The organism is Vibrio sp. 1562 (genome assembly GCF_033340155.1).
Taxonomy (GTDB): Bacteria; Pseudomonadota; Gammaproteobacteria; order Enterobacterales; family Vibrionaceae; genus Vibrio; species Vibrio alginolyticus.
Genome location: NZ_JAWOVY010000001.1, coordinates 78397 through 101336, shown reverse-complemented (window position 1 = coordinate 101336; position 22940 = coordinate 78397). Strand labels below are relative to the sequence as shown.

The following is a 22940-nucleotide window of genomic DNA, read 5'->3' as shown; positions in this document are numbered from 1 at the left end:
GCACATTGAAATATTAAATTATAGCACCTGATTTTCAGGCAAACGGCGCGTATTATCGTGATGTAAATTTAATAGTCAATGATAAAATTGAAATTTAAACGTTTGCTTGGTTTTTTATGTGTATTTTTTCTTTTAATAACAATTGTTTGGTTTTTAAATTCTAAAAGTGGAAAGTTTGTTTTTACGTATTTTCTATGATTTATAGACAGGTTTTCTATGTGAAATTAATGTTTTGAATTGCTATTTGTTTTTATGGATTAAATTTATCTATAACTCTGGATTGTTCAGTCGATTTCTATTAAAGGAAAACGATTTCATGATGAGGTTTTTGGTTTGGACGTTATTTGTTCTTTTCTTGGGTGTGTTTTCTTGGTTTTATTTTATGTAGGTGACTTATTTTTGTTGAAGCTGGCATTTCTAATGGTTTAGTGGGCGAATATTTGAATTTTATAAACAGTAAACAATCTGTTGTGGGTAAGAAAAGTACAACCGAGCTCGGTCAGAGGATAAGAGGGCAATAGCCACATAAAAAAATAGCCAACCGCAAAGAGTGCGATTGGCTTATATACATGTGAACAAAATCAAGTTCACTAACAACGTCAGTTGGCTAGGTGACCCTCGGCTTAAGAAGGGTCGATTTATATAATGCAGTTACTGTGCCAACTTTAATATGCCCTAAAATACGTAGTTTCTGTGACATGCGTTGCTTAAAGTTTGAGTATGTTTGCAATTTGCAACTGCGTTATGCAATTTGACTCTATTATGCTAATGATTGATTAATAAACAATGAACCTTTTAAAGCATGACTAAACTCGCCGTTCCTAAAAAGGCGAAAAAACCAACTACATCTGTCACTGTTGTTAGAATCACCGAGCCAGCCAAAGCGGGGTCCAATTTAAACTTATCCAGAATAATGGGAATCAGCACACCAAATAAAGCTGCGGTAATAATATTGACGATAATGGCGAGCGCGATGGTTCCCCCTAGAACCGGAGATTGAAACCACAATCCGGCGAGCCCGCCGATGATTAACGCCCAAGCAATGCCGTTCAGAGAGCCAATACCCAACTCATTTTTCAAAAGCTTGAAGCGGTTACCTGGGGTGATCTGATTAAGCGCCATCGCACGAATCATTAGAGTGAGCGTTTGGCTGCCAGCAATGCCCCCCATGGATGCAACAATTGGCATGAGCACCGCCAAAGCCACTACCTGAGCAATTACATCTTCAAACAGTCCGATAGTGACAGACGCCAAAATAGCAGTAAGCAAATTGATGCCTAACCAAACCCCGCGCTTTTGCGAGCTTTTTAATACTGGCGCAAACAAGTCATCGCCTTCATCCATACCTGTACCGGCCATCAAACGTGCTTCGTAGATTTCACGCTGTGTACTCAATGCAAACTGCCAATCGACTTCACCGATCAGTGTTTGGTCTGCATCAGTTACAGGGAGAGCGGGCAGTGTGCTGTGTTCTAATGCCTCTACCGCTTCAGGAAGCATCATTTTACTGTCTAGAACCGTCACAGCCTCAATAACGAGTGTTTTTAAGCGAGTATCGGGCTCACCACGTAAGATATCGAAGTAGTTGACCGTTCCACGATACTGTTTATTACGATTAATCAGATACACCTGTTGAGGCGTGTCGTAGCTATAGCGCTCCATTAACTGCTTAGCTGTCCCAATCGTAATGTTGAAGGGCAGGGTGATGATCTTACGTTCAGCCCAGTGGCCGAGTTCTTCATCAGCATACTCGTTTGCTTGATCGTAAAGTTCCAACTCATCTTTTTCTATCAACGAGAGCGCTTCGTTGATGATCGACTCTGGCAACGAATCGGCCCATTCGATGAGCGACAAGTTGTCGAGTTTAGCGAGAGTGAGCTTTAGCTCGACTTCAGATAACGCATTGATGATAGAGAAACGTACGTCCGCACGCATTTCCGTTAACACGTCGATATGTAGCTCTAGTGGTAAAGCTCGCCATAAGCGAACACGATCGTCGATTGGAAAGGCTTCTAGAATCAGGGCAACCGCGCCGGGCTCGAGGCCCGCTTCAATAGATTCATTGAGCGTTGCGACTTGATCCGCTTCTTCGGCTTGGCCAATTTGCTGGATTAGAGTGGAGAGATCTTGAAACTTGCTCACCGAGTACCCCGATAGTTAATTCGTTTTATGGAAGTATGGCATGTTATTGAGATGCACAACTATGCATCTTAACCTTGCTCAAGGTACTTGAAAGTAACAGAAAAACAATAGGCTATTCGCTGTTGATGGTGAGATATGGCTGTACCAATTGGCGAATGTTCACTTTTGCGCCAATACGGGCTGCCAGCAAGTACATTCCGCCGATTTTTCTGTGTAAAAATAGGGCATCTGCCGGTGGAGTATGCCAGTATTCTTGCTCCATGCTTAGAATGGTGCCAGCCTCGCGAAGCTTTTGTGCTAAGTCGCTGGCTTTAAAGTCATAAGGCTCATCAACTAACATCGGTTCACATGCCATTTTTACTAAGTCGAGAATCGCTTGGCGTTGGTCTGGAAGGATGGTTTGGCTGAAGAAGCCTATTTGTTCAAGCGCATCATTCAAGCCTTGTTCGTCATTATTCACGACAGATGCAAAAGCTTGGCGATAGCCGGTACTGAACCGTTCGCTGTATTCGCGGGTCGCACCAAAGTCTAGCAAGCCGATTTGACGAGTGTTTTCGATATATAAGTAGTTGGCGAAGTTAGGATCGGTTTGCACCATCTTAAATTCGAACAGCTCTCGAAACAGTAATTCGAGTAGGCTGTGCATGACAAAATCTCGCGTACTCTGATCATAATGTTCGATTTGCTCAATCGGACTACCATCAATGAATTCCATCGCGAGAACGGAGTCTGAGCAACTTCCAGTATGAATCTTTGGTACGACAAAATGAGAGTGCTCCTTCAAAGCGTCATGATAACGAATGGCAAATTGCGCCTCTCGTGCGTAATCGGCTTCATCATGTAGCTGCTTTTTCGCTTCTTCGAGCAATCCTTTGTAGTCGACAGACTCGGGAATCAACCCAACGACCTTGAGCAGTGTACCGACATTGTCGACGTCGCTATCGATACTTTTCCGTATGCCCGGATATTGCACTTTGACGGCTAGGTTATCGCCCGCATCGCTGTAGGCTTGGTGCACTTGTCCTATTGATGCACTGGCGATTGGTTTGAAGTTAAATGACAGAAACTCAGCTTTCCAATTCGTTCCTAGCGAACTTTCCATTACTGCGTTGAGTTGTTTTGCAGGCATTGGGTCTGCGTCGGAACGAAGACGGGAAAGAATATCGGCAAGTTCAGGTTCTAAAACATCACCAGCATCCATTGATAGCATTTGACCAAGCTTCATTGCAGCGCCACGCAGGTGAGCAAGTTGGTCAGTTAAGCGCGCGATGTTCTGTGGCGTCAGCAAGAGGTCTTTCGCTTTTGGTTTGTTGCCTTTGGCTATCTGTTTCGTGCCTTCTGCAATCACATTGCCTGCGACACGGGTAGCAAGTGAAGCGAACTTGCTGAATCTTGAGATGCGATGGGTAGGTAGGCTTCTTTCCTTTGCCGACATGAATCTTCTCCGCTATTTACTAACTAATTGTTATACGGGAAAAGGATATGTTTGGATACAAATGAAAAGAAAACCGCCAGCGTAACTGGCGGTTTGCGAGTTTAGATAGAGTAGAAGAAGTACAGTTGAGACTTCATTCGGATGATGATCCCGCGAATCACATCTAAGAAGGCCATGAAGCCTATCGGTTTTTCACCGCTGACCCATGCGAGGCCAACAGAGCCAACAGGGATGTCGTAGCCTTCTGGCTCATCAATCTTAAGACGAACAAAGTGGTGTTTGTTCTGTAAGTTCTTTCCAGTGGTGACACGTACGGAATCATCGAAACCCAGTAGATTACCTTGTGACTCACCTGTTGCTTCAACAATGCCTTCGACGGTCGCTGAGAAGATCTTACCTGGGTAAACGGACGAAGAGAATTCCGCTAGCTGACCCGGTTTGATGTTACGAATCGCCTGGTGGTTGACTCGCATCAGCACGTACTTCTCGTTAGTGTACATGTTGATACGCGGCATCATCGATACACGCTGACCTTCACGCAGGATAAAGTTGGTGACAAAGCCATCTGTTGGAGCATGAACTTTTGTGCTATTCAAATCCCATTGCGCTTTTGCAATTTGCTCTTCAGCTTGGCGCAGTTCGGCTTGTTTAGTTTCAACTGCAAGTTCCGCTTTATGAATCGCCAGTTTTGCACGGGAAATATCGACTTGTTTCTTCTTGATTTGAGACTCAAGGGTCAACACGTTGTGACGTGCCATATCAACCGCACTCGATTGTTTGTCGATATCGCTTTCCGTGATGGTGTTGTGCACTACTCGGTTTTGCTCAACATAACGATCTAGCATTTTTTTCTGCAATTTGTAGTCAACTTTCGCCGCTTCCAACTGGCTCTTTGATGTTTCTAGATCTTGCACTAGCGCTTCGTGGTTAGCTTCTTCAATCTCGATGTCGCCTTTTGCTGTAGCTAATGCAACGCGAGCAGAATCAGCGGATACGTTCGCTTGATTTAATGCGATTTTGTATTGCGTTGGGTCAAGTTCATAAATGAGCTGACCTTCTTTAACTTGCTGATTCGGCTCAATGTAAATGTGGTCAACTTTACCTTTTACATTGGTTGAATCTGGACGCAATTGGATGTGTGGTGACTGCACGACAGAACCGCCGGATAAATCCATCGGGGTGAAGTTAATCAAACCTACCCAGACGAACATCAGCCAACTCAAACCGCCAAGATAAGCGAACGATTTGGTTGCTTTGTTCCAAGGCATGCCAACCAAACGCAACAGATAGATGAAGAGTGCCCATACCGCTAAACCTTCTAACATTATGCTTCCTCTTTTGGCTGTGTTTCTGTTTGCGGTTTACTTTTCCATGTATCACGCAGATTGATGATGGCTTTTTCCATATCAACGAATGCAAAGATCACGGCTAGCACCCAAACCCAGTGCCAGACAAACCCTATCCAGGTAAGCGCAGTGATGAGCCCTATCTGATGATGGTCTTTGCTGTGTGCTTTATTGATAGGTAATTCATGGATTTTCCAAAAGCCGTAACACGCGCCCGCGACACTCGCGATTAAAACGATAGCAGCGACAACATGTAACGCCGTATCTGCGCCTGTACCGACAAATGGGACACTCAGTAAACTCATTAAACACTCCTCTATCAAACTGTTGGCGTATTGTGATCTGAATTTGATTTGCGGCTTTCTTTGTGACAGATTCAATCACTATAGGATTAAATTTGATGTAATTGGTTATGAAAACGGTTCGGTTTATTCGCGCGATGGGCATTCTAAACATGCATAACCTCGCGTTATCTAAATACAATTTGGACTCGGATGAGTTAGGGATCCCAGCATCGGTGTTTCGTAACCCAATGACACTGATCCCGCTAAAAGCCGTTGCGGAATGGTATCGTTGTGTTGAACAAGCCAGTGGTGACCCGGATGTGGTGTTGAGTCTCAGCCGAGGTATTGAACTGCAAAAGCTAGGGCCAGTGGGACGCTGGTTATTCTCCGGCAATGATTTGGCCAGTACCATTCGGCGAGTGAATTATGGTGTGAGCAACCTACAATCAGGGGCGTTTTTTGCTGGCGAACAGTCGGGTAAAATCATCAAATGGACTTACCACAACCCGTTTATAGAAACGTCAGTAAAGGTGCACGATAGTATCCGCTGTGCGGTATTTATGATTAAGGTGTTACGCGAATTTCTTGGTAAAGATTACCAGCCTTTACGTGTCAAGGTTTCAGGCTCGAGAAAAAATACTGAGCGATACCGGGAATATTTCGGCTGCGAGGTGGAATGGAGTCAGCCAAAAACAGAGATATGGATCCCGGGAGATGACCGACTAGCTTCTCGCCAAGTGAGCCATCGAGAAGACAACCGTCTAGCGATGAGTTTTTCCGATTTGGATGATTTGCTTAATATGCCCGACCCAGAAGATGAGTTGAAAGTGATTTATGAAGTGGTGAATTACAGCAGCCATTATGGATTGCCAACGTTAGAGCGCGTGTCTTCTCTGCTTGATTTATCTGAACAGCAGTTTCAACGTCGTTTGCATAAATTAGGGCTCAATTTTTCGACGGTTTCTGGCTATGTATTGAGTAATATTGCAGCTGGTTTGTTGAGTAAGCGCGTGAGTATTGATGACATTGCCACGCGCCTTGGTTACACCAATGTGGCGAGCTGCAATCGTATGTTTAAGAAACATCGTGGATTAACGCCCAAGCAGTATATGGGAAGATTAGAGAAGTAGTGCTCCACTTATTTCTATGAGTACAAGCAATAAAAGCCCTCAAAAAAGTAGAGGGCTTTGTTTTTTGTGTTGTTGTTTTATGTAATGGCTATTTTTTAGGGCGCCAACTTAGTGCACTTGCAACAGCGCCGATGGCAACTACATCCTTTTTTTGTTCGCTAAGTTCAGGGAGCATCTGTACCGCAATGGTACCGTTCGTCTGCACTGCGGCAATTTCTTGTGTGCCTTCCTTAAAGCTATAACCCAATGGAATGTCTACCGCCATCATGGCGTCAGGACTAGTATGTACAGTTTCTACATTAAAGTGGGTGCTACCAATACGCACTACGCCTGTCTCTTTTTTCTCAAAGCTGATGTCGATGAGAGCGGATTTTGGCTCCATCGCAAACTCACCGACTTTTTTACCATCTTGAGTAATGTCACAGGTGTAAGGATCATTCCCACCAAAATCGACACCCATGTAGTTAACCGACATACCGCCTCCGGTGCAGTTCAAAAGCCAAGTTTCCCCGCTGTCGATCCGAGTCACTTCTGCGCCCATTGAACCTTCTTTGAAAGAGATACGGTTAAACCAACTTGAGTTAGAAGCACTGCGTGAATACTTGCCTTTGTACTTACCAGCAAAATCAAAATGGCCATCTTCACCGAATCCCCAAAAATCACCGTCGGTTTTGATCAGCATTTCTGGTTGTGCTTTTACGGCATCAGTACGATCCATGACGGCTAGGCCACCACAACCAGCAAGGAGCAAGGGAGCGAATAGAATAAGTTTCTTCATGTTTTTCATTTTTTATAGCTTGGTTACATCTAGGGTTTGGTCGGTGAATTGGATGTTCTGAATGTCGTACAACTCGTCAGTGCCTGTACTCGGGCACTCAACAGAAACGCTCTTTGCTTTGATAACAGTACATTCCGCCAGTTTGTGTTGCACGATATAGGTGTTGATACCGCCTTCACCATAAATGCTGTTGTCTTTGCTGTTGCCTTCAAAAGTATTGTTTTGATCATTACCGATCACATTCATCGCGTCGTCGCCAATGATCTTCACTTTTGTTAGCCACTGAGATTTGTAGGTGTACGCTTCTATCAAACCGTCTTTGTTGGGAGCCATACGGAAGGTAGGTACTGTGCCTGGATTTGTCTTTTCTGTGTAGAGCTTGACGCCCGCAGAGTCGATATTCGCGGTATATTGCAAGTATCCGTGGAATAAGCCACTGATCCAATCAACGGCTTGTGGATCTTGGGTTTGCATTTCTTCACGCGTTAACGCTTGGTAGCCATCTAAACCATGTCCGTTTGCTTTTGCTACGCCCATGTACGCTTCAAAAGCGGCAGCAAAATATTCGTGAGAATATGAAGGGCCCGTTTGTTTAACACTTTCAGGATCGAAGTCGTCCGATTTCCAATCGTCCCAGTCATACTGAGTAGGGCGCCACACCGTCGGTTTGCCCGATTGAATATCGTTATAGATGCTTAACGCATGAGCTTGAATGTCATTTTGCAGTGCCGCAGTCGCCGTGTTAGGTGCAATACCTTGCGCTTGGACCAAGTGTAAAATTTCTTCAAAAGCGGCGTCTCGTTCGGCTTTTTTACCAAGATTGGCGCAGTAATCGGCAAAATTACTCATGTAATGGCAATCGCCTTCAACTGTCAGTTCTCGATACATTAAAGATTGGCTATTCCTTAGCCAGTTTGGTGTTTCTTTACTAGTTACTAATGTTGACGCGATAGATGTGACAAGTGTATCCATATCATCTTCGTTAAGTACGATCATGCTTACAACAAACTTTTCTAGAGAACTCGTATCAAAAGAGTGTGCTAAGCCCGAGTTTGTAACTGCATCGTTCAATTTATCTTGGCGAATCAGTTCGTTGATAAAGATTTTGGTTAACATCTCATCATTCTGTTCATCGTTTTCGGTCAGCATTAGTGTGGCATCACGCTCGGCTAATGTCTTAGCAATACGAGACTTGTCAGCACCGTACTTAGAGTCTGGTTGGTTTGTGAGAAGGTGTTGGATGATTTTGGCTGCACGAAAGATTTTTTCATTATTCGCACCGTCATCAACAGCCACAATGTGAAATGTATCGTTGTTGTTTGCTTCGGAAAGGGAGATTTTCACATAGTGGGTGAAGCCAGCATCAGCAGCCACTTTTAACTTGGCTGGAAACTCTGTAGAAACGACAGTTGGGATTGTGACAGTGCTCAATGTTGGCATTGGTGGTGTTGGAGGTGTCGTTGTCGATGGTTTCGAATTAGATTCACTGCCGCCACAAGCAGTTAGACTTATCGCGCAAAATATGGCTAAAGGCGTTAATTTGGAATATCTCATTTCATGTTACTCGTAGACTTTATTAGAGCAAGAAACTTAGAAGCAACATAAAGTCCTGTCTATATAAGCAAACTAAGTCATATATGTTGATATTGTTTTTTGGTAAGACCTATTATTCGATATATTTAAAAATATAGTGGATTTTTATTCCGAATTTTATTTTCTATGTGAAGCTATATTCTGATAATGAATAAAACCTCAGGTTATTGCATGGTTTTAGGGGTATAGAATGATTAGGATTATCGTATATGTATGGTTTGTAAGCGTATGTAAGCTTGCGTTTTATTAAAATTATCATTTAAGTAGGTTGCGCAGTATAGGACGAGCGATATACTCCCTCCATCATATTGGTGGAGTAAATGATTCATGGTGGGCAATACAATCTTACTAGTAGAAGACGACTCTGAGATTGCTCGATTAACCAAAATGTACCTCGAAGCCGAGGGGTATACGGTAACTGTCATCGATAACGGTCAAAATGCATTAGAAACGATTAGGGGACTCAAGCCTGACCTAGTGCTGTTAGATTTGATGTTACCAGGAAAGAATGGCGCAGAAATATGCCAAGAGGCGCGTAAGTTTTATCATGGTGTTATCATTGTTTTGACTGCGACCGATGATGAAATGAGCGAGGTGAGCTTATTTAAGTTCGGTGCTGATGATTACCTTACCAAACCGATAAAAGGCAATATCCTTCTCGCCCGTATTGAAGCAGCGTTGCGTCGCTATTGTCGTCAAGTTGATATCGTTGAAGAAGAAAAGCTGAGCCGATATGGCATTAGTCTTTGTCTTCGTCGCTCCCAAGCATTTTATTTGCAAAAAGATATTGGTTTAACGAGTTCTGAGTTTGAAATTTTAGAGCTCCTGATGCTGAATGTCGATAAGCCAGTATCTCGTGAATCATTTTGTCGTCTTGCCCGAGGCATTGAATACTGCATTACTGATCGTTCGATTGATATGCGTATATCCTCGCTAAGGAAGAAGTTCTCCAAGGCTCATATCCATACGGCTACCATTAAAACCATACGTCACCACGGCTACATGCTGACAGGTAAATGACGCGTGTTTTCCCTGTTTACTCGTCTATATGTGGGGTTAGTAACCGGCCTTGCGCTGACTGTTGCTTTGTTTCTCTTTATGGGGGAAGAGTACATGCGCAAAACAGAAGTCGGTGTTTTTTTGAGTGACGGTGCTTATTTTGTCGATCAATACATTGAGCAACGAGGCACTCCGGATTCTCTCTACAAGAAGTTAACCGAAAACGGCAAGCAAGATTTCTTTATCTTTGATTTAACATTGGTTGAAAACTGGGACGGATCACCGCCTTGTCGAGATTGTAATCTGCTGTACCGTATGCAAGGGATACCTGTTTATCTTATTGATGGCAGTACCTATGCTGCGGTATTCCCTTTGCCTAACACTTCGAAGAGTTTAGTTTTCAAAGAAAAAACGGATTTCTTTAGCCCACACGTTGATTGGAATGAAGATTCTGAGATTGTATTTATACTTACTCTACTTTTGGTTGTTGTATGCAGTTTAGGCATTATGGTTTACATACCTGTACGACGTCTTGACCGCCAAATTCGGCAATTAACGGCTGCGCAACACCAATTTGGTTCTGGTGAGTTGAATACGCGAGTCGATCTAAAGCAATTTTCGCAACCCGTAAAAGAGCTCGCCCAAGGCTTCAACTGCATGTCTGAAGAGATTGAGAGACGAGTGCGCCAAACACACATCTTTACTCAAGCTATTCCTCATGAAGTGCGCACTCCGCTGAGTCGTATTCAGCTAGCGACGGATTTAGCTCGACGCACGAGTGGTGAAATGCAGGCAGAGTTACATGACGATATTGAACGATACGTTGATGTAGTGACGGATTTAACATCCGACATCGTCATGCTGTCTCGCTTGAGTGTGAAAAACCACTCATGGATCGATTCTGTTGAAACCATGGAACTGCCACTTTGGTGTAAAAGCCGCATGAATTACCTAGGCTTAGAGTCCGCCATGTTGAGAGCAGAAAATGAACTCGCGAACCAATTGATTCACTTTCAGCCTACTTTGGGTAACCTCGTCCTCGATAATTTACTGCAAAACGCCAAGCGTTACGGTGAGTCCTGCGTTGAGGTGACGATTCGAACGGTAGCGGATTGCTGGAGCATCGATATTGAGGACGATGGTCCGGGCATCCCTGAGGCGATGCGAGAAGAAGTATTTATGCCATTTTCGCGCTTAGACAAAAGCCGCAACGCCGACATGAAAGGCTTTGGTTTAGGGCTTGCCATCGCTACCAGTGCAGCGCGGCAACTGGGGTGGGAGCTTTCTGTCGGCGAGAGTCACTTAGGCGGCGCACGTTTTACGGTGCTTATTCCTGCCAACGGTTAGAGTAGGCACTGCGGTAGTCTGGCTCTGCGATACCTTCATACAAATCGTCACAAGCTTGCAGCGGACCTACGACGGTTCGGTAGGGTAGGACACCTGCCCAAACAGGGATGTCCATGTCTTCCGCATCGTCGTTGACGCCAAAATTGCTGATTTTCACTGATGCTTCTAGGAGTGGAATACGCAGCAGCATGGTGGCTTTGAGTTCTTTTTCATTACTCAAACGGACTTGTTCTGTTCTCCCCGGAGCGATCTGTTCAATAAAGTGATTCAGCAACCTGTCTTTCTCTTGGTTATCTTCCACCATCTCAAACTGGCCAAAGACCACAACACTGCGATAATGCGCACTGTGGTGAAACGCACTTCGAGCCAATACCCAACCATCAAACAAAGTAAAGGTTAAGCACGTTTGCACTCCTTGTTTGAGTGAGCGTAATAGTCGACTGTTGTTGGCACCATGGATATACACGTAATCATCGACACGCCATGCCAGCATAGGGATGACCACAGGGCCTGACTCGTTGGTTATCGCAATATGAGCGATTAGGCTTTCATCTATGATGGCGTGCAGTTTGCTAACATCAGAGACGGCTTTATGTGCGCCTTTCTTAATTTCCGTTCTATTGGTGTTGGATAGCATTTTCTCTCCTTGCTTGCTCACGATTACGAGCGATTTATCCTCATTCTTTGATTGCAATGTAGCGTTTAACTGGTAGCTTAAAGAGAGCCAGTTTTAACTAATGGATGGATCCAGTTTGTCTTTGATTGATATCGGTGACCTACATTTAAAAGACAGTGAAGGAACGCGTCAGCAAGCGTTGTTTTTGGCTATTCGCAAGAAAATTGTTCAAGGACTGTGGGTGAAGAATGGGAAGCTGCCTTCTACGCGGAAGCTTTCACAAGAGCTTAATCTAAGTAGGAATACCGTGATTTCTGCCTACGAACAGTTAGTGGCGGAAGGGTACTTGAACAGCCAAAAAGGTTCTGGCTTTTATGTTGCCGTAGAACTGCCAGAGCAGTACTTGCCTGAACCTAGTTCAGTTCAGAGAGACTCATCACCGAAAGCTCACTTTGATATCAACCGCGCATTTGCACCGGGTGTGCCGGATTTGGACGCATTTCCGATGGCGCAATGGCAAAAGTTACTCACTCGCCATATGTCTCGTACTTGCTTGTTGGGGAATCAAGATATTCAGGGTAGTTGGGCATTGCGCTGTGCTTTAGCTGGCTACCTCGCATCAAGCCGTTCAGTGAATTGTTCTCCAGAGCGCATTATTATTACCTCTGGGGCGCAGCAAGCGTTGTCGATTGCGACGATGGTAGTGCTCAAACAAGGTGATAAGGTTCTGATGGAGCAACCAGGTTACGCGCAAATGCGGAAGTTGATTCAGTTCCAAAACTATCAATTTGAGCCTTTGTTCGTAAGAGAGAAATTAGGTTTTGATGTGGAAGCGGTGACCTCAAGCGATGCCGATGCGCTGTATATTACACCAAGTAATCAATATCCGATGGGCACCACACTCAATACCGAGCAAAGAGGAAAGATCATCAACTGGGCGGTCGAACAATCAAGTTGGATCATCGAGGACGATTATGACAGCGAATTTCAGTTTGCTCATCGTCCCTATACCAGTTTACAGGGGCTAGCAGCTCAAATGGGTCGAGATGATCGCGTGTTGTATGTGGGTTCCTTCAGTAAAGTGATGTTTAACGGATTGCGGCTTGGCTACCTTGTAGTTCCTGAACGTTTAGTAGAGCAATGCTTAGTGGTTAAGGACGCGTTAAGTGGTGATTCGCCGACGCATACACAAGAAGCATTGGCAGATTTTATTACTGAAGGTGGGTTATTACGTCATATTCGAAAAATGCGTCGACTGTACAAAACTAAGCATGAACAGATGCATTTATCCATTCAACAGTATTTTGGCGACCGTGTTTGCGTCGTTAGCCAAGCGGCGGGGCTTCATATTACGTTGAAATGGCAAGACGGTATGGATGAGCAGCGTTTTACAAAAATGGCAGAGCATGAAGGGATCATCTTGCGACCTTTGAGCTATTATGAACCCCCAGATTTTCAAGCACGTCACTGGCATGGTGCCGTGCTTGGTTACGGCAATATCGCGTTAGAGAACATAGACGCTGGTATCCAACGTTTAGCTCACATATTTCGAAATGGGAAGCGATGACTATTCAACTACACGTGTTTGTCGCTTATGTCGCCACTGTTTCCAAGGCAGTAAAAGTAGAGTAAAAATGCCAAGTGCATAAAACATTGACCAGCCTAAACATATAAAAACACCGGTACAAAGCAGTAGGGACAGTCCCGCAAGTGTTTTACCAAATCCTCGAAGCAATTTGAAAGCGGCTAACATCGCCAACATGTAAACCAGAACGAATACACTGTTTGCGAGTTTTAGGAAAAACTCCAGATCGAGCTGTGATAGGGTTCCTATCACACAAGATATCAATAATATACCGCCAACTAATATGGTGGCTGAGAAAGGGACACCACGACGTGAAATCTTGGCTAGTGGACTAGAAGGACGATGTTCACGAGCTTGAGCCCAGACCATTCGCGCTAGACTCTGTGTGTATAAGTTAACGCTCGCGAAACAAGCGGAGAAACCTATCAAGCTGATTATCCATTTGGCTCCATCGCCTAGTAGTTGGGCACTAAGCCAGGGGATGGATGCGTTATCAAATTGAGCGTTACCATACGCGCCAAATTTTAAAATAACGACAGAGCATGCCCAATAGGTAGCCCCTGCTACAAAACAACCGACCACAATGGCAATAGGGAAATCTCTTTGAGGGTTTTTGAACTCTTCCCCCATATGGGCAAAAGCCTCTATGCCAACAAAACACCAGAACATCACGCCTAACGCTGCGGTAATAGGCCAAATTGACTCTTGTGTGATGGCGGGCATCACAAGATCGGCGCTGTTAACGTCGCCTTTCCATAAAAATGCGCCAACAAGTGCGAAGACACTCAAAGCAATAAGAGTTTGTAAATGACCTGATGATTTTGTGCCCATCAAGTTGACGAACACAAGTAGTACTACCGTCAGAATTTGTGCAAACAGATTGTTGCTAATAGGCTCTGGCAATATTTGTTGTAGGAAGCCTGCGGCGAGTGCAATCGCGGCCGGAACCCCTACCGGAATGACACTAACAAATAGCCAAGCGACACTACTTTCCAGTTTGGCGTTAAAGGCTTTGCGTACAAAAAAGGCTGTTCCGCCCGCGTTGGGGTATCGTTTACCCAGTTGAGCAAAAGTCAGCGCAATAGGACAAATCGCGATGAACAATAAAATCCAAGCCCATAGTGAAAAATGGCCAGCTATACCTGCTGCGATAGCCGGGATCATAAACAGCCCAGTTCCCATTAATGTGGTGGATAACTGTGCGATACCTGATGTGAGTGAAATGTCTTTTTTGAGCTCTTCCATGCGAATTGATTCATCCAATGTTATGAGGCTTATTACGAAAAAGCTTGTGGCTTCTGGTTATTTCGTTTTATGTGTTTAAGCGATGCTATTTATGTGCTGAGCACTTAAGTTGGGAATTTGATTTCAATGTGTTATCTATTTTCTGTTGAAATGGATAACAGCACTCATCTCATGCCCGCCAAATAGCATATCCAAAATGTTAATAACAAAATGATTTACTAAACCGTCAATATGACGGTTGTTTTAAATAATTCCAACAAAATGTTGGTTTCTTATGCAGTTAGAATCGGTATAGAATGAGAAAAATAAGGAAAGCTTGGTAACGGTATGGACAAGTTTGATCATAAGATTGTGGATCTGCTCAGGCACAACGCTCGGCTGTCGGTGACTGAAATTGCGGATAAAGTAAACCTTTCTCGTTCTGCGGTAACGGCCCGTATTCGTAAGCTAGAGCATGACAAAGTGATTCTAGGGTATCACGCTGAAATTGCACCTTCGGGTGGGGATTCGATTTGCGCCTATTTTGCCTTAAAGTTCGATAAATCAACCTCTACGTATTATTGCGAATCATACGCGGACGAGTTATACAAAATTGATGGCGTAAAATGGTGTCATGCGATCAGCGGTGAGACGGACATGATGGTTTTTGTCGAAGTGCCTACGATGGCTCGCTTGAACGAAATCAGAGATCAAATTCAACGATATCCAGAGCTTCGAAACCTGATGACTCATACCGTCTTAGCTGAATTCTTTAACACGACTGGGAACCTGTTTGTGAAGTGACCATGAATGGATGCCATGTTGAAAACCCTTCTGAGCGAATATGTTAAACAACATTAATTTGAATCTACTTAGATCCTTGCATGTACTTTTAGAGGAGTGTCATGTCAGCCGGACCGCAGACCGTTTGCACATTACGCAGTCTGCCGTCAGTCGACAGCTTGCACAATTGCGCGATCTGTGTGGTGACCCACTGCTTATTCGTCAAGGTAATCAACTGATACCAACGCCACGAGCAATAGCGTTAAAATCAAAGCTTGATGCATTACTGGCTGAGTTTGACCATTTACTCGATGACCAACCTTTTGAGCCGCGGCAGTGGCAAGGTGAGCTTGTTATTGCTTCTAGTGACTACGTGGCGCAATACGTATTGCCCGATATTGCCTCTCACTTGGGTGAACAAGCGCCACAGTTAGATATGGCGTACCGACTGTGGCAACCCAACTTTCTTGATAAACTTCATGAGACGGGCATCCATATCGCGTCTTCTATGTATCCAGAAAAACCACAGAGTGTGTCGAGCGTTAAAATTGGTGAGGATTCATCAGTTTGTTTGATGAAATCTTCTCATCCGTTAGCAAAGCAGGACCAGATCAGTATTGAAGACTTGATTTCATATTCACACATCAAAGTGACTGGCGGCGGAGACAAAGATTCCTACACTGATTTAGCATTGAAAGAGCTAGGGCACACCCGCCACGTTACCTTTAAGGTTCCATTCTTCTCTGCTGCGATCAATCGCTTAGTTGCAAGTGAGCACCTGATGGTGGCTCCTGAACATATTGCCGTTAACCTCGCTAAGCATTGGGACTTAACCCATAAAGCATTACCACTCGAAACATCTATTCATCAATATTGGTTAATGTGGCACCCCAAATACGACACGGATCCTGCGCATAAATGGGTGCGAGAAGAGATTCGCTCAGTAATGCAAATTTCTGAATATTCCATTCGCTAATACGTACACCGTTTAGCTATGACTTGAAGTCATGATTAGTATGAATAACTTTGATTTCTAATTATACCTCTTCCGTTGATAGAGTGAGCTTCAAAGAGGGGAGATTCTTATGACACTAACAGTTTGGTTATCACTTTTTACCGTGTGTTTATTAGGGGCTATGTCACCAGGCCCCAGCTTAGCTATTGTCGCTAAGCACTCGTTGGCTGGTGGACGTATCAATGGATTAGCTACGGCTTGGGCTCATGCGTTTGGCATTGGTATATATGCGTTTATTACCTTGATTGGTCTCGCTGTTGTTTTGCAGCAAAGCCCGATGCTGTTCAAGGCGATTAGCCTTGTGGGTGCGGCATATCTTGCGTATTTAGGGTTTAATGCTTTGCGTTCAAAAGGTGGTGTGGCTGCGAAGTTGGAGTCAGGTGAGGAAACAACGGTAATCCAGTCCGCGCGAGAAGGCTTTTTTATCTCGATTTTAAGTCCCAAAATTGCTTTGTTTTTTATCGCATTATTCAGTCAGTTTGTCGCGCTCGGTAATGATTTGAGTAATCAGATGATCATTGTTGCCACGCCGTTTGTTGTGGATGGGCTTTGGTACACCTTTATTACCCTAGTGCTATCGAGCTCTAAAGTCGTTGACAGAATTCGCTCTAAGGCAGTGTTGATTGATCGTTTGTCAGGGGTAGTACTCATGCTGCTGGCTCTTAGAGTGGTCGTAACGGTATAGACAAGCTCGCAAGACAGAAATACTAAAAGCAGCCCGTGTGGCTGCTTTTTTGTCTACTCTCAGTAACCCTTACTCAATTTACGTAATTCTGACGCTAAATGTTGCTAAAATTAATATTATCAATAGTGTTACTTTGGTTCATATTCTCATTTGCTGTGAAAGCTACTTTCCAACGCATTGTTATAATGAGAACGATAGCCACTTAACGTTAATACTAACAGTGTCGCATATTAAGTCGAGAGTGCTTTATTGGATAAAAACGGACTTTCCTCTTACTTACCCTATGAAAGGGGTAGAGACTTCATGACCGTTTAGAAGGTGAGAGCAATATGCAAAGAATAGTAGATTTAGCTCTAGTAGTAATTTTGACCAGTGTTTGCAGCGTTGCCTGGATATTCTTTTCAACAAAGAGCATTTGGGTGTTTTTTGAACTGTTTGTATTTACGATGCTTGGCTTTGGCCTTTTGTACGGGTTACTACAAAAGGCTGATCCTAAACACTTTGACTTTGTTTTAAATCACATCGATGAAATTAAGAAGGAAGGCAAAGATGCTTGCCTAAGCGGCGCTCCGAAAGAATCCAACCCATACTCTGGTGTCGATGGTGATTTATGGGAGGCTGGTTACACAGCCTCCTACAACAAAAAGATAAAGCAATAAAACGCTAGGTGCTTATTCAATATTGTGCTTTTCAAAAAAGCACCCTGCCATTTTAAGGACAGGGTGAAAGCAAGAAGTTTCTCAGGAGCGGTCGGGGGAGAGAAACTCATCTAAATCTTATTTACTTACCGGCGAACCTCTTCAAATTCACCTTCAATCGCATCTGCTTTACCTGTATTAAATTCATATTCTTCGTGCATTTCTCTCTGCATTTTCTTGACGCGATTTTCAATACGCTTGCCGGTAATTAATGCTGCGATGGTCAACGGAATCGCAATGATCAAGCTAAATACTAACGTAAAAAAGCCGGTAATCAGTGCTAGTGCAGTTACAATAATCCGATTCATAATCATGACCTCTCTGTAATTTATGTGCTCAGATTAATGCTGTGAACATGAACAAAACATGAATGCTGACGTTCACTTTGTCCGGAGAGTGTCAAATGAATGAAACGAAAAAACGCCTGAGGGTGATCAGGCGTATAAACGGGGAAAAATATTAGTAATGCGCATGGCGCTTATTATTTAGAACAAATATGAGATATTGTCCGCTACGCTATGTGGTTAACGTTGTGGAGCAAAGTTCACCTATCGAGGGAATGTTTGGTAACGAACACCCATCATTTGTTCCATACAGTGCACAACTTGGCAGCTGTAACCGAATTCGTTGTCGTACCAGATGTAAAGTACACAACGCTTGTCTTGTGCGATAGTCGCTTGACCATCTACGACGCCTGCATGACGAGAACCAACTAAGTCAGTTGATACAATTTCTGTTGAATCGGTGTAGTCAATTTGTGCCGAAAGCTCAGAGTTCAACGCCATTTCACGCAAGTAATCGTTCAGTGAATCACGGTCTACGTCTTCACCTAAGTTTAGATTAGCGACTGCCATAGAAACGTTTGGTGTCGGTACGCGAATCGCGTTGCCTGTTAGCTTGCCTGCAAGCTCTGGCAATGCTTTAGCAACTGCTTTTGCCGCACCTGTTGAAGTCAGAACCATGTTTAGTGAAGCACTACGTCCGCGACGGTCACCAGAGTGGAAGTTGTCGATCAAATTTTGGTCGTTTGTGTATGAGTGCACGGTTTCAATATGGCCAGAAAGAACACCATATTTATCGTTCAGAGCCTTAAGGACTGGCGTGATTGCATTTGTTGTACAGCTTGCCGCAGAGATGATGGTGTCATCTTCTTTAATTACCGACTCATTTACACCGAATACAACGTTTTTGATGTCACCTTTACCTGGTGCTGTTAGCAGTACTTTCTCTGCGCCTTTACACGCTAAGTGTTGGCTCAGGCCTTCAGAATCACGCCAAACACCTGTGTTATCAACAACTAGCGCGTTATTGATACCGAAAGCTGAGTAATCCACTTCGCTTGGGTTATTTGCGTAGATGATTTGGATGTAGTTGCCGTTAACGATCAGTGCTTTACGCTCTTCATCGATAACAATGCTACCGTTGAACTGACCGTGAACTGAGTCACGACGCAGCAAGCTAGCACGCTTCTCCAAATCGCCTTTTTTACCGCCACGAACCACAATCGCACGTAGTCTTAGTGGGTAACCTGGACCACTTTTCTCAATGAGAAGGCGAGTAAGTAGTCGACCAATGCGACCGAACCCGTAAAGAACCACATCACGCGCTTTCAATGAAGAATCTGCGTCGCGAGCACCATCAAGTGCAGTGATAAGGAAATCGTTTAGAGAGCTTGTATCGTCATGTTCATTCCAGTACATAGTTGCCAATTGGCCAACATCGACACGGCATGAAGAAATGCTCATTTCACAAAGCGCTTGAATAATAGGCATCGTGTGCTCAAGCGAAAGTGGGTTACCGGTATAACGTCTTGCAACGCGATGAGTTTTGAGAATGTCTATAGTAGTAGCATTAATAAGCGTTTTACCAAACAGAACCACTTCGATTCCTTTTTGACGATATAGCTTACCAATTAGAGGGGAAATAGATTCAGCAATCGTTTGGCTAGTTTGCCAGTCTTGGAGATATTTCTCTGGACTCATTGTTGTATTAGACCTTTCACGTTTTGGGGGCTAACCATACTCTCTGCTGTTGCCTCTTCGGCAGCGTGCAAGAGTGTGGTGGGTTATGTAATCGGGTTGTAATAGTTATGTGTGCGGATTCTAAGGTCGGAGTCCTTATTCTGCTAGGAAAATTAAATCCAGTGTAAAACACTACTTAAGGGGACGTTAGTGGTGGATTAATGTGACTAAAGCAGTGGTTTTCACGTATTGACATTTAGAAAGTAACTTACTTTTTTTGCGATGATAACGTTTGCTTTCAAATTAGTTTTGTTGACAAAAATGGATATTTTGCATTTTTGTGTGATTTGACTCGATAAGGCAACTCAATAGGTAAACATACAATAGATGATTTCCTGAAAAGTGATGCGACTCTTAGTTGTGAGTGAAACTTTATTGTTTGCATCCAACTTTAAGATCAAAAAATATGACTTGAATCACAATTGCCACTTCATTAGCCGATGATAAAACACTCACAATAACCATAATCTAGGTAGGTGAATGTTGTTTGAAAGTAACAATGTCGTATATGCCTTTCAATGCAAGAAACTAGTCTAATATTAAATAAACGGATGAAATCAACCATTAGGCTGATGGATGTTGAGATTATCAATAAAAACACGCTTAGCACTCCTCGCACTATTACCCGCTGTGGTAATAGTGGTGTTTGCAGTTCAGCAGTTTTCTGATAATGCGTTGCGCGTGAGCCGTCTCAATCAAACGGTTAGCAATATTCAAGGTTTCCAATTGATATCCAAGGCCTCCCACTTTATTTACTCCATAGAGAAAGTACGCCGACAGCCTGATCTTCAAGTCTCTGCAGCCATTAATATTGAAGAACAAGGTGAAGTTATTTCTTCTTTGCATCAAAAGTTTGTGAGTAACCCTAATACTGCTGAGTATGCTGATGAACTGAAAGAAGCCATGCTGGGGGTATTGTCAGGTAGATTGAGTGAGATGGACGACCTGGGTGATTGGGCATTTCAACAGCTCCAAAATATGTCGCGCTCTTTGTTGCAAAATCATCAATGGTATGGCAGTGACGACGGCATTCGCATGCAAAATTTTATTGCCTACCTTGCTCAGCTCTCTTTTTGGACACAGAAAGAAGCTTGGCTGACGAACCGTTTAGTCCAAGACCCTGAGAGTCGGCTAAGTCAAAGTATGTTTTATCAGGCGATTGACCGACAGCAGCAAAATTTGGATGCGTTTTTAAACTTAGGTGGGTCATACGAGCAAGTGGATAAATTGCTTGGCTTGTTTACTTCGCCGAGATATCAGAGAAACTTGGCGTCTCGCGGACAATTAATGTCAGGAGACATGTCTCAAAGTGACTACGCCGCGTATTTAAAAGAACTCGATTTTCGTGTGCAGCGCTTACAAGTGCTCATTGATGGGTTCACCAAACAAACTGAGCAGTCGCTTCTCACGCAGGTTCATGAACAAAAGGCCAATATAGCGATGATCAGTTTTGGCGTTGCCTTAGTGGTTATCCTGCTTTGTTGGCTCGGATTTAGTACTTGGTTCCGAGTTAACAGCAAACTCGATGCGATCATTCACACTTTAAACGCGTTGATCAACTCCGAAGAGAAGCAAACAAAAGTCAAAGTTGATGGAAGTGATGAACTGACCATTTTTGCTCAGCAAGTGAATCGAGTGGTTGAAGAAATGCAGAGACAAACTGAAGAAATACTGCATGCAAAAGAGTCAGCAGTATCGGCTAATCGTGCAAAATCTGTGTTTCTTGCCAACATGTCACATGAAATACGCACGCCCCTTAACGGGATCATGGGCATGACAGAAATACTCTCTCAAAGTGAGTTGTCTTCGCATCAACAAGAAGTTGTTGATGACATTGACTCCTCATCTCAAACACTGCTCACTTTACTTAACGATATATTGGATCTCTCTAAAATCGAGTCTGGACGATTGGAGCTGTCACTAGTAGAAGCGGATATCCGAGAAGTCGTGTATCAGTCGATGATTTTATTCCAATCCAAAGCAACATCTAAACAGCTAAAGTTAGGTATTAATTTAGCTGAAAATATCCCCATTCGCGTGATGGTCGATGATCATCGTGTCAAACAGGTAGTTACGAATCTGGTATCGAATGCGGTTAAGTTTACCGAAAGTGGGCATGTATGCGTTGATGTTAGTTATGAGGAGTTACTTGAGAAAGAACGTGGAGTGCTGACGTTTAAAGTAGAAGATACCGGAATAGGCATTGATCAAGATAAGTTAACCACGATTTTTGAACCCTTTACTCAGGAAGATGAAGGAGTGTCGAGGCAATTTGGCGGCACAGGGTTGGGTTTGGCAATTTGTTGTCAGCTTGTGTCGATGATGGGGGGCAAGCTCGTAGCAACATCTACAAAAGGAGTGGGCACATGCTTTGAATTCTCGATTGAGGTTGAAGCAATTCCGGTGTTTGGCTGGCGTTCGGAGGTGATTAATAAAGGGCTTTTGATCTGCTCAAATTACGACTACGCCGACCAAGTATTAAAAGAGTGTCGCTTAGCGAAAATCAATCTCTTTGGTGTTAATAATGTGAATGAAGTGCAAGCGATAAATGATGACTTTGATGTCATATTTCTGTGCCACAGTAACGATGCTAATACCGATGAAATCTTGGATAATCTATCATTTAATTACGATCTTCGCCGTGTGATTATTTGCCAGCATCATTTATCCACTCCCTACGAAAATGCAGAAAAAGTACATGCCGTACTCACATTACCTTTCCTTGGCAATCGATTTAAGCATGTCATTGATGATTTAGCTAAGGTTGAAAAGACTATATCAAGTGACAATGTCACCAATAATGTTGTCAGCTCTGAATATCGAGCGTCGCGCTCTCATCGGAGGATCTTAATTGCGGAGGATAATTTGATGAACCAGAAAATAGCGAGTTTTTTTCTGGATAAAGCAGGTTATGACTATTTGATAACAAGCAACGGTCAAGAAGCGTTAGAAGCCATCACAAAGGGAGAAGAATTCGATGCAATTTTAATGGACTGCATGATGCCCGTGATGGATGGACTGACCGCGACGAAAGAAATTCGTCGTTGGGAAAAGAAAGCAGGACGCGAAAAAACGATGATTATCGCACTCACTGCGAGTGTTTTGGAAGAAGACATCCACAACTGTTTTGCGGCAGGCATGGATGCTTATTTACCTAAGCCGTATAAATCGAACCAGTTATTTGAGCTCTTTAGTGAATTAAAACTCGCCTAGCTAACATTTCAACTTAGACAAGGTGTCAAAACGATAAAGCCCCACT

19 protein-coding genes are annotated in these 22940 nt (G+C 43.6%); 9 read left to right on the top strand and 10 right to left on the bottom strand.

The genetic code is table 11. The features are described from left to right. Positions 1–795 precede the first annotated feature (795 nt). The 4 genes from R7Z49_RS00455 to R7Z49_RS00440 all read right to left on the bottom strand — a co-directional run bounded on the left by R7Z49_RS00455 (position 796) and on the right by R7Z49_RS00440 (position 5228). Positions 796–2142, bottom strand: a complete 1347-nt coding sequence (locus tag R7Z49_RS00455) for a magnesium transporter (protein WP_132937197.1) — start codon at positions 2140–2142, stop codon at positions 796–798. 112 nt (positions 2143–2254) lie between these two features. Continuing rightward, positions 2255–3577: an ABC1 kinase family protein gene (locus R7Z49_RS00450; protein WP_256900903.1), complete on the bottom strand. Its 1323-nt coding sequence runs from the start codon at positions 3575–3577 to the stop codon at positions 2255–2257. 101 nt (positions 3578–3678) lie between these two features. Next, a complete protein-coding gene (locus R7Z49_RS00445; protein WP_132937195.1) occupies positions 3679–4902 on the bottom strand; it encodes an HlyD family secretion protein in 1224 nt (407 codons plus the stop codon). Then, on the bottom strand, positions 4902–5228 hold the full coding sequence (locus R7Z49_RS00440; protein WP_213965417.1) for a DUF3302 domain-containing protein: 327 nt from the start codon (positions 5226–5228) through the stop codon (positions 4902–4904). The genes R7Z49_RS00445 and R7Z49_RS00440 overlap by 1 nt, the downstream gene beginning before the upstream one ends. 107 nt (positions 5229–5335) lie before the next feature. Between R7Z49_RS00440 and R7Z49_RS00435 the strand changes: the two genes are divergently transcribed. Next, complete coding sequence (locus R7Z49_RS00435; RefSeq protein ID WP_062731051.1) at positions 5336–6337, top strand: AraC family transcriptional regulator; 1002 nt, start codon at positions 5336–5338, stop codon at positions 6335–6337. A gap of 88 nt (positions 6338–6425) precedes the next feature. On the opposite strand, the gene R7Z49_RS00430 is transcribed toward R7Z49_RS00435, so the two are convergent. Next, positions 6426–7115 (bottom strand): hypothetical protein, encoded by a 690-nt coding sequence (locus tag R7Z49_RS00430; RefSeq protein WP_132937193.1) that lies wholly within the window; start codon positions 7113–7115, stop codon positions 6426–6428. 12 nt (positions 7116–7127) lie between these two features. Continuing rightward, on the bottom strand, positions 7128–8669 hold the full coding sequence (locus R7Z49_RS00425; protein WP_132937192.1) for a hypothetical protein: 1542 nt from the start codon (positions 8667–8669) through the stop codon (positions 7128–7130). 366 nt (positions 8670–9035) lie between these two features. Between R7Z49_RS00425 and R7Z49_RS00420 the strand changes: the two genes are divergently transcribed. Together R7Z49_RS00420 and R7Z49_RS00415 are read left to right on the top strand one after the other, a co-directional pair. Continuing rightward, complete coding sequence (locus R7Z49_RS00420; protein ID WP_054701819.1) at positions 9036–9728, top strand: response regulator transcription factor; 693 nt, start codon at positions 9036–9038, stop codon at positions 9726–9728. Positions 9729–9731: 3 nt separating this feature from the next. Beyond that, positions 9732–11054: an ATP-binding protein gene (locus R7Z49_RS00415; RefSeq protein WP_318111118.1), complete on the top strand. Its 1323-nt coding sequence runs from the start codon at positions 9732–9734 to the stop codon at positions 11052–11054. On the opposite strand, the gene R7Z49_RS00410 is transcribed toward R7Z49_RS00415, so the two are convergent. Further along, on the bottom strand, positions 11035–11691 hold the full coding sequence (locus R7Z49_RS00410; RefSeq protein WP_005373620.1) for a pyridoxamine 5'-phosphate oxidase family protein: 657 nt from the start codon (positions 11689–11691) through the stop codon (positions 11035–11037). The genes R7Z49_RS00415 and R7Z49_RS00410 overlap by 20 nt on opposite strands. A 100-nt stretch (positions 11692–11791) precedes the next feature. Here R7Z49_RS00410 and R7Z49_RS00405 point away from each other — a divergent pair, with 100 nt between their 5' ends. Continuing rightward, on the top strand, positions 11792–13237 hold the full coding sequence (locus R7Z49_RS00405; RefSeq protein WP_234499181.1) for a PLP-dependent aminotransferase family protein: 1446 nt from the start codon (positions 11792–11794) through the stop codon (positions 13235–13237). Here R7Z49_RS00405 and yjeH read toward each other — a convergent pair whose 3' ends face one another. After that, positions 13238–14500 (bottom strand): L-methionine/branched-chain amino acid transporter, encoded by a 1263-nt coding sequence (gene yjeH / locus R7Z49_RS00400; protein ID WP_017819874.1) that lies wholly within the window; start codon positions 14498–14500, stop codon positions 13238–13240. Positions 14501–14827: 327 nt separating this feature from the next. Here yjeH and R7Z49_RS00395 point away from each other — a divergent pair, with 327 nt between their 5' ends. From R7Z49_RS00395 to R7Z49_RS00380, 4 genes are all read left to right on the top strand, one after another. Beyond that, complete coding sequence (locus R7Z49_RS00395; RefSeq protein ID WP_005373615.1) at positions 14828–15283, top strand: Lrp/AsnC family transcriptional regulator; 456 nt, start codon at positions 14828–14830, stop codon at positions 15281–15283. Between the two features lie 40 nt (positions 15284–15323). Further along, positions 15324–16238 carry a LysR family transcriptional regulator gene (locus R7Z49_RS00390; protein WP_213866819.1) on the top strand — a complete coding sequence of 305 codons (915 nt, stop codon included), beginning with the start codon at positions 15324–15326 and terminating at the stop codon, positions 16236–16238. Positions 16239–16347: 109 nt separating this feature from the next. Beyond that, on the top strand, positions 16348–16962 hold the full coding sequence (locus R7Z49_RS00385) for a LysE family translocator (protein WP_234499180.1): 615 nt from the start codon (positions 16348–16350) through the stop codon (positions 16960–16962). Positions 16963–17291: 329 nt separating this feature from the next. Then, a complete protein-coding gene (locus tag R7Z49_RS00380) occupies positions 17292–17621 on the top strand; it encodes a hypothetical protein (protein ID WP_169628906.1) in 330 nt (109 codons plus the stop codon). Positions 17622–17746: 125 nt separating this feature from the next. Here the strand turns inward: R7Z49_RS00380 and R7Z49_RS00375 are convergent, their stop codons facing one another. Continuing rightward, on the bottom strand, positions 17747–17968 hold the full coding sequence (locus R7Z49_RS00375; protein WP_021035939.1) for a hypothetical protein: 222 nt from the start codon (positions 17966–17968) through the stop codon (positions 17747–17749). Between the two features lie 240 nt (positions 17969–18208). Further along, entirely contained in the window at positions 18209–19642 is a 1434-nt protein-coding gene (locus R7Z49_RS00370; RefSeq protein ID WP_025767937.1) for a glyceraldehyde-3-phosphate dehydrogenase, read from the bottom strand. Positions 19643–20257: 615 nt separating this feature from the next. Here R7Z49_RS00370 and R7Z49_RS00365 point away from each other — a divergent pair. Then, on the top strand, positions 20258–22894 hold the full coding sequence (locus R7Z49_RS00365) for an ATP-binding protein (protein ID WP_053349268.1): 2637 nt from the start codon (positions 20258–20260) through the stop codon (positions 22892–22894). Positions 22895–22940 lie beyond the last annotated feature (46 nt).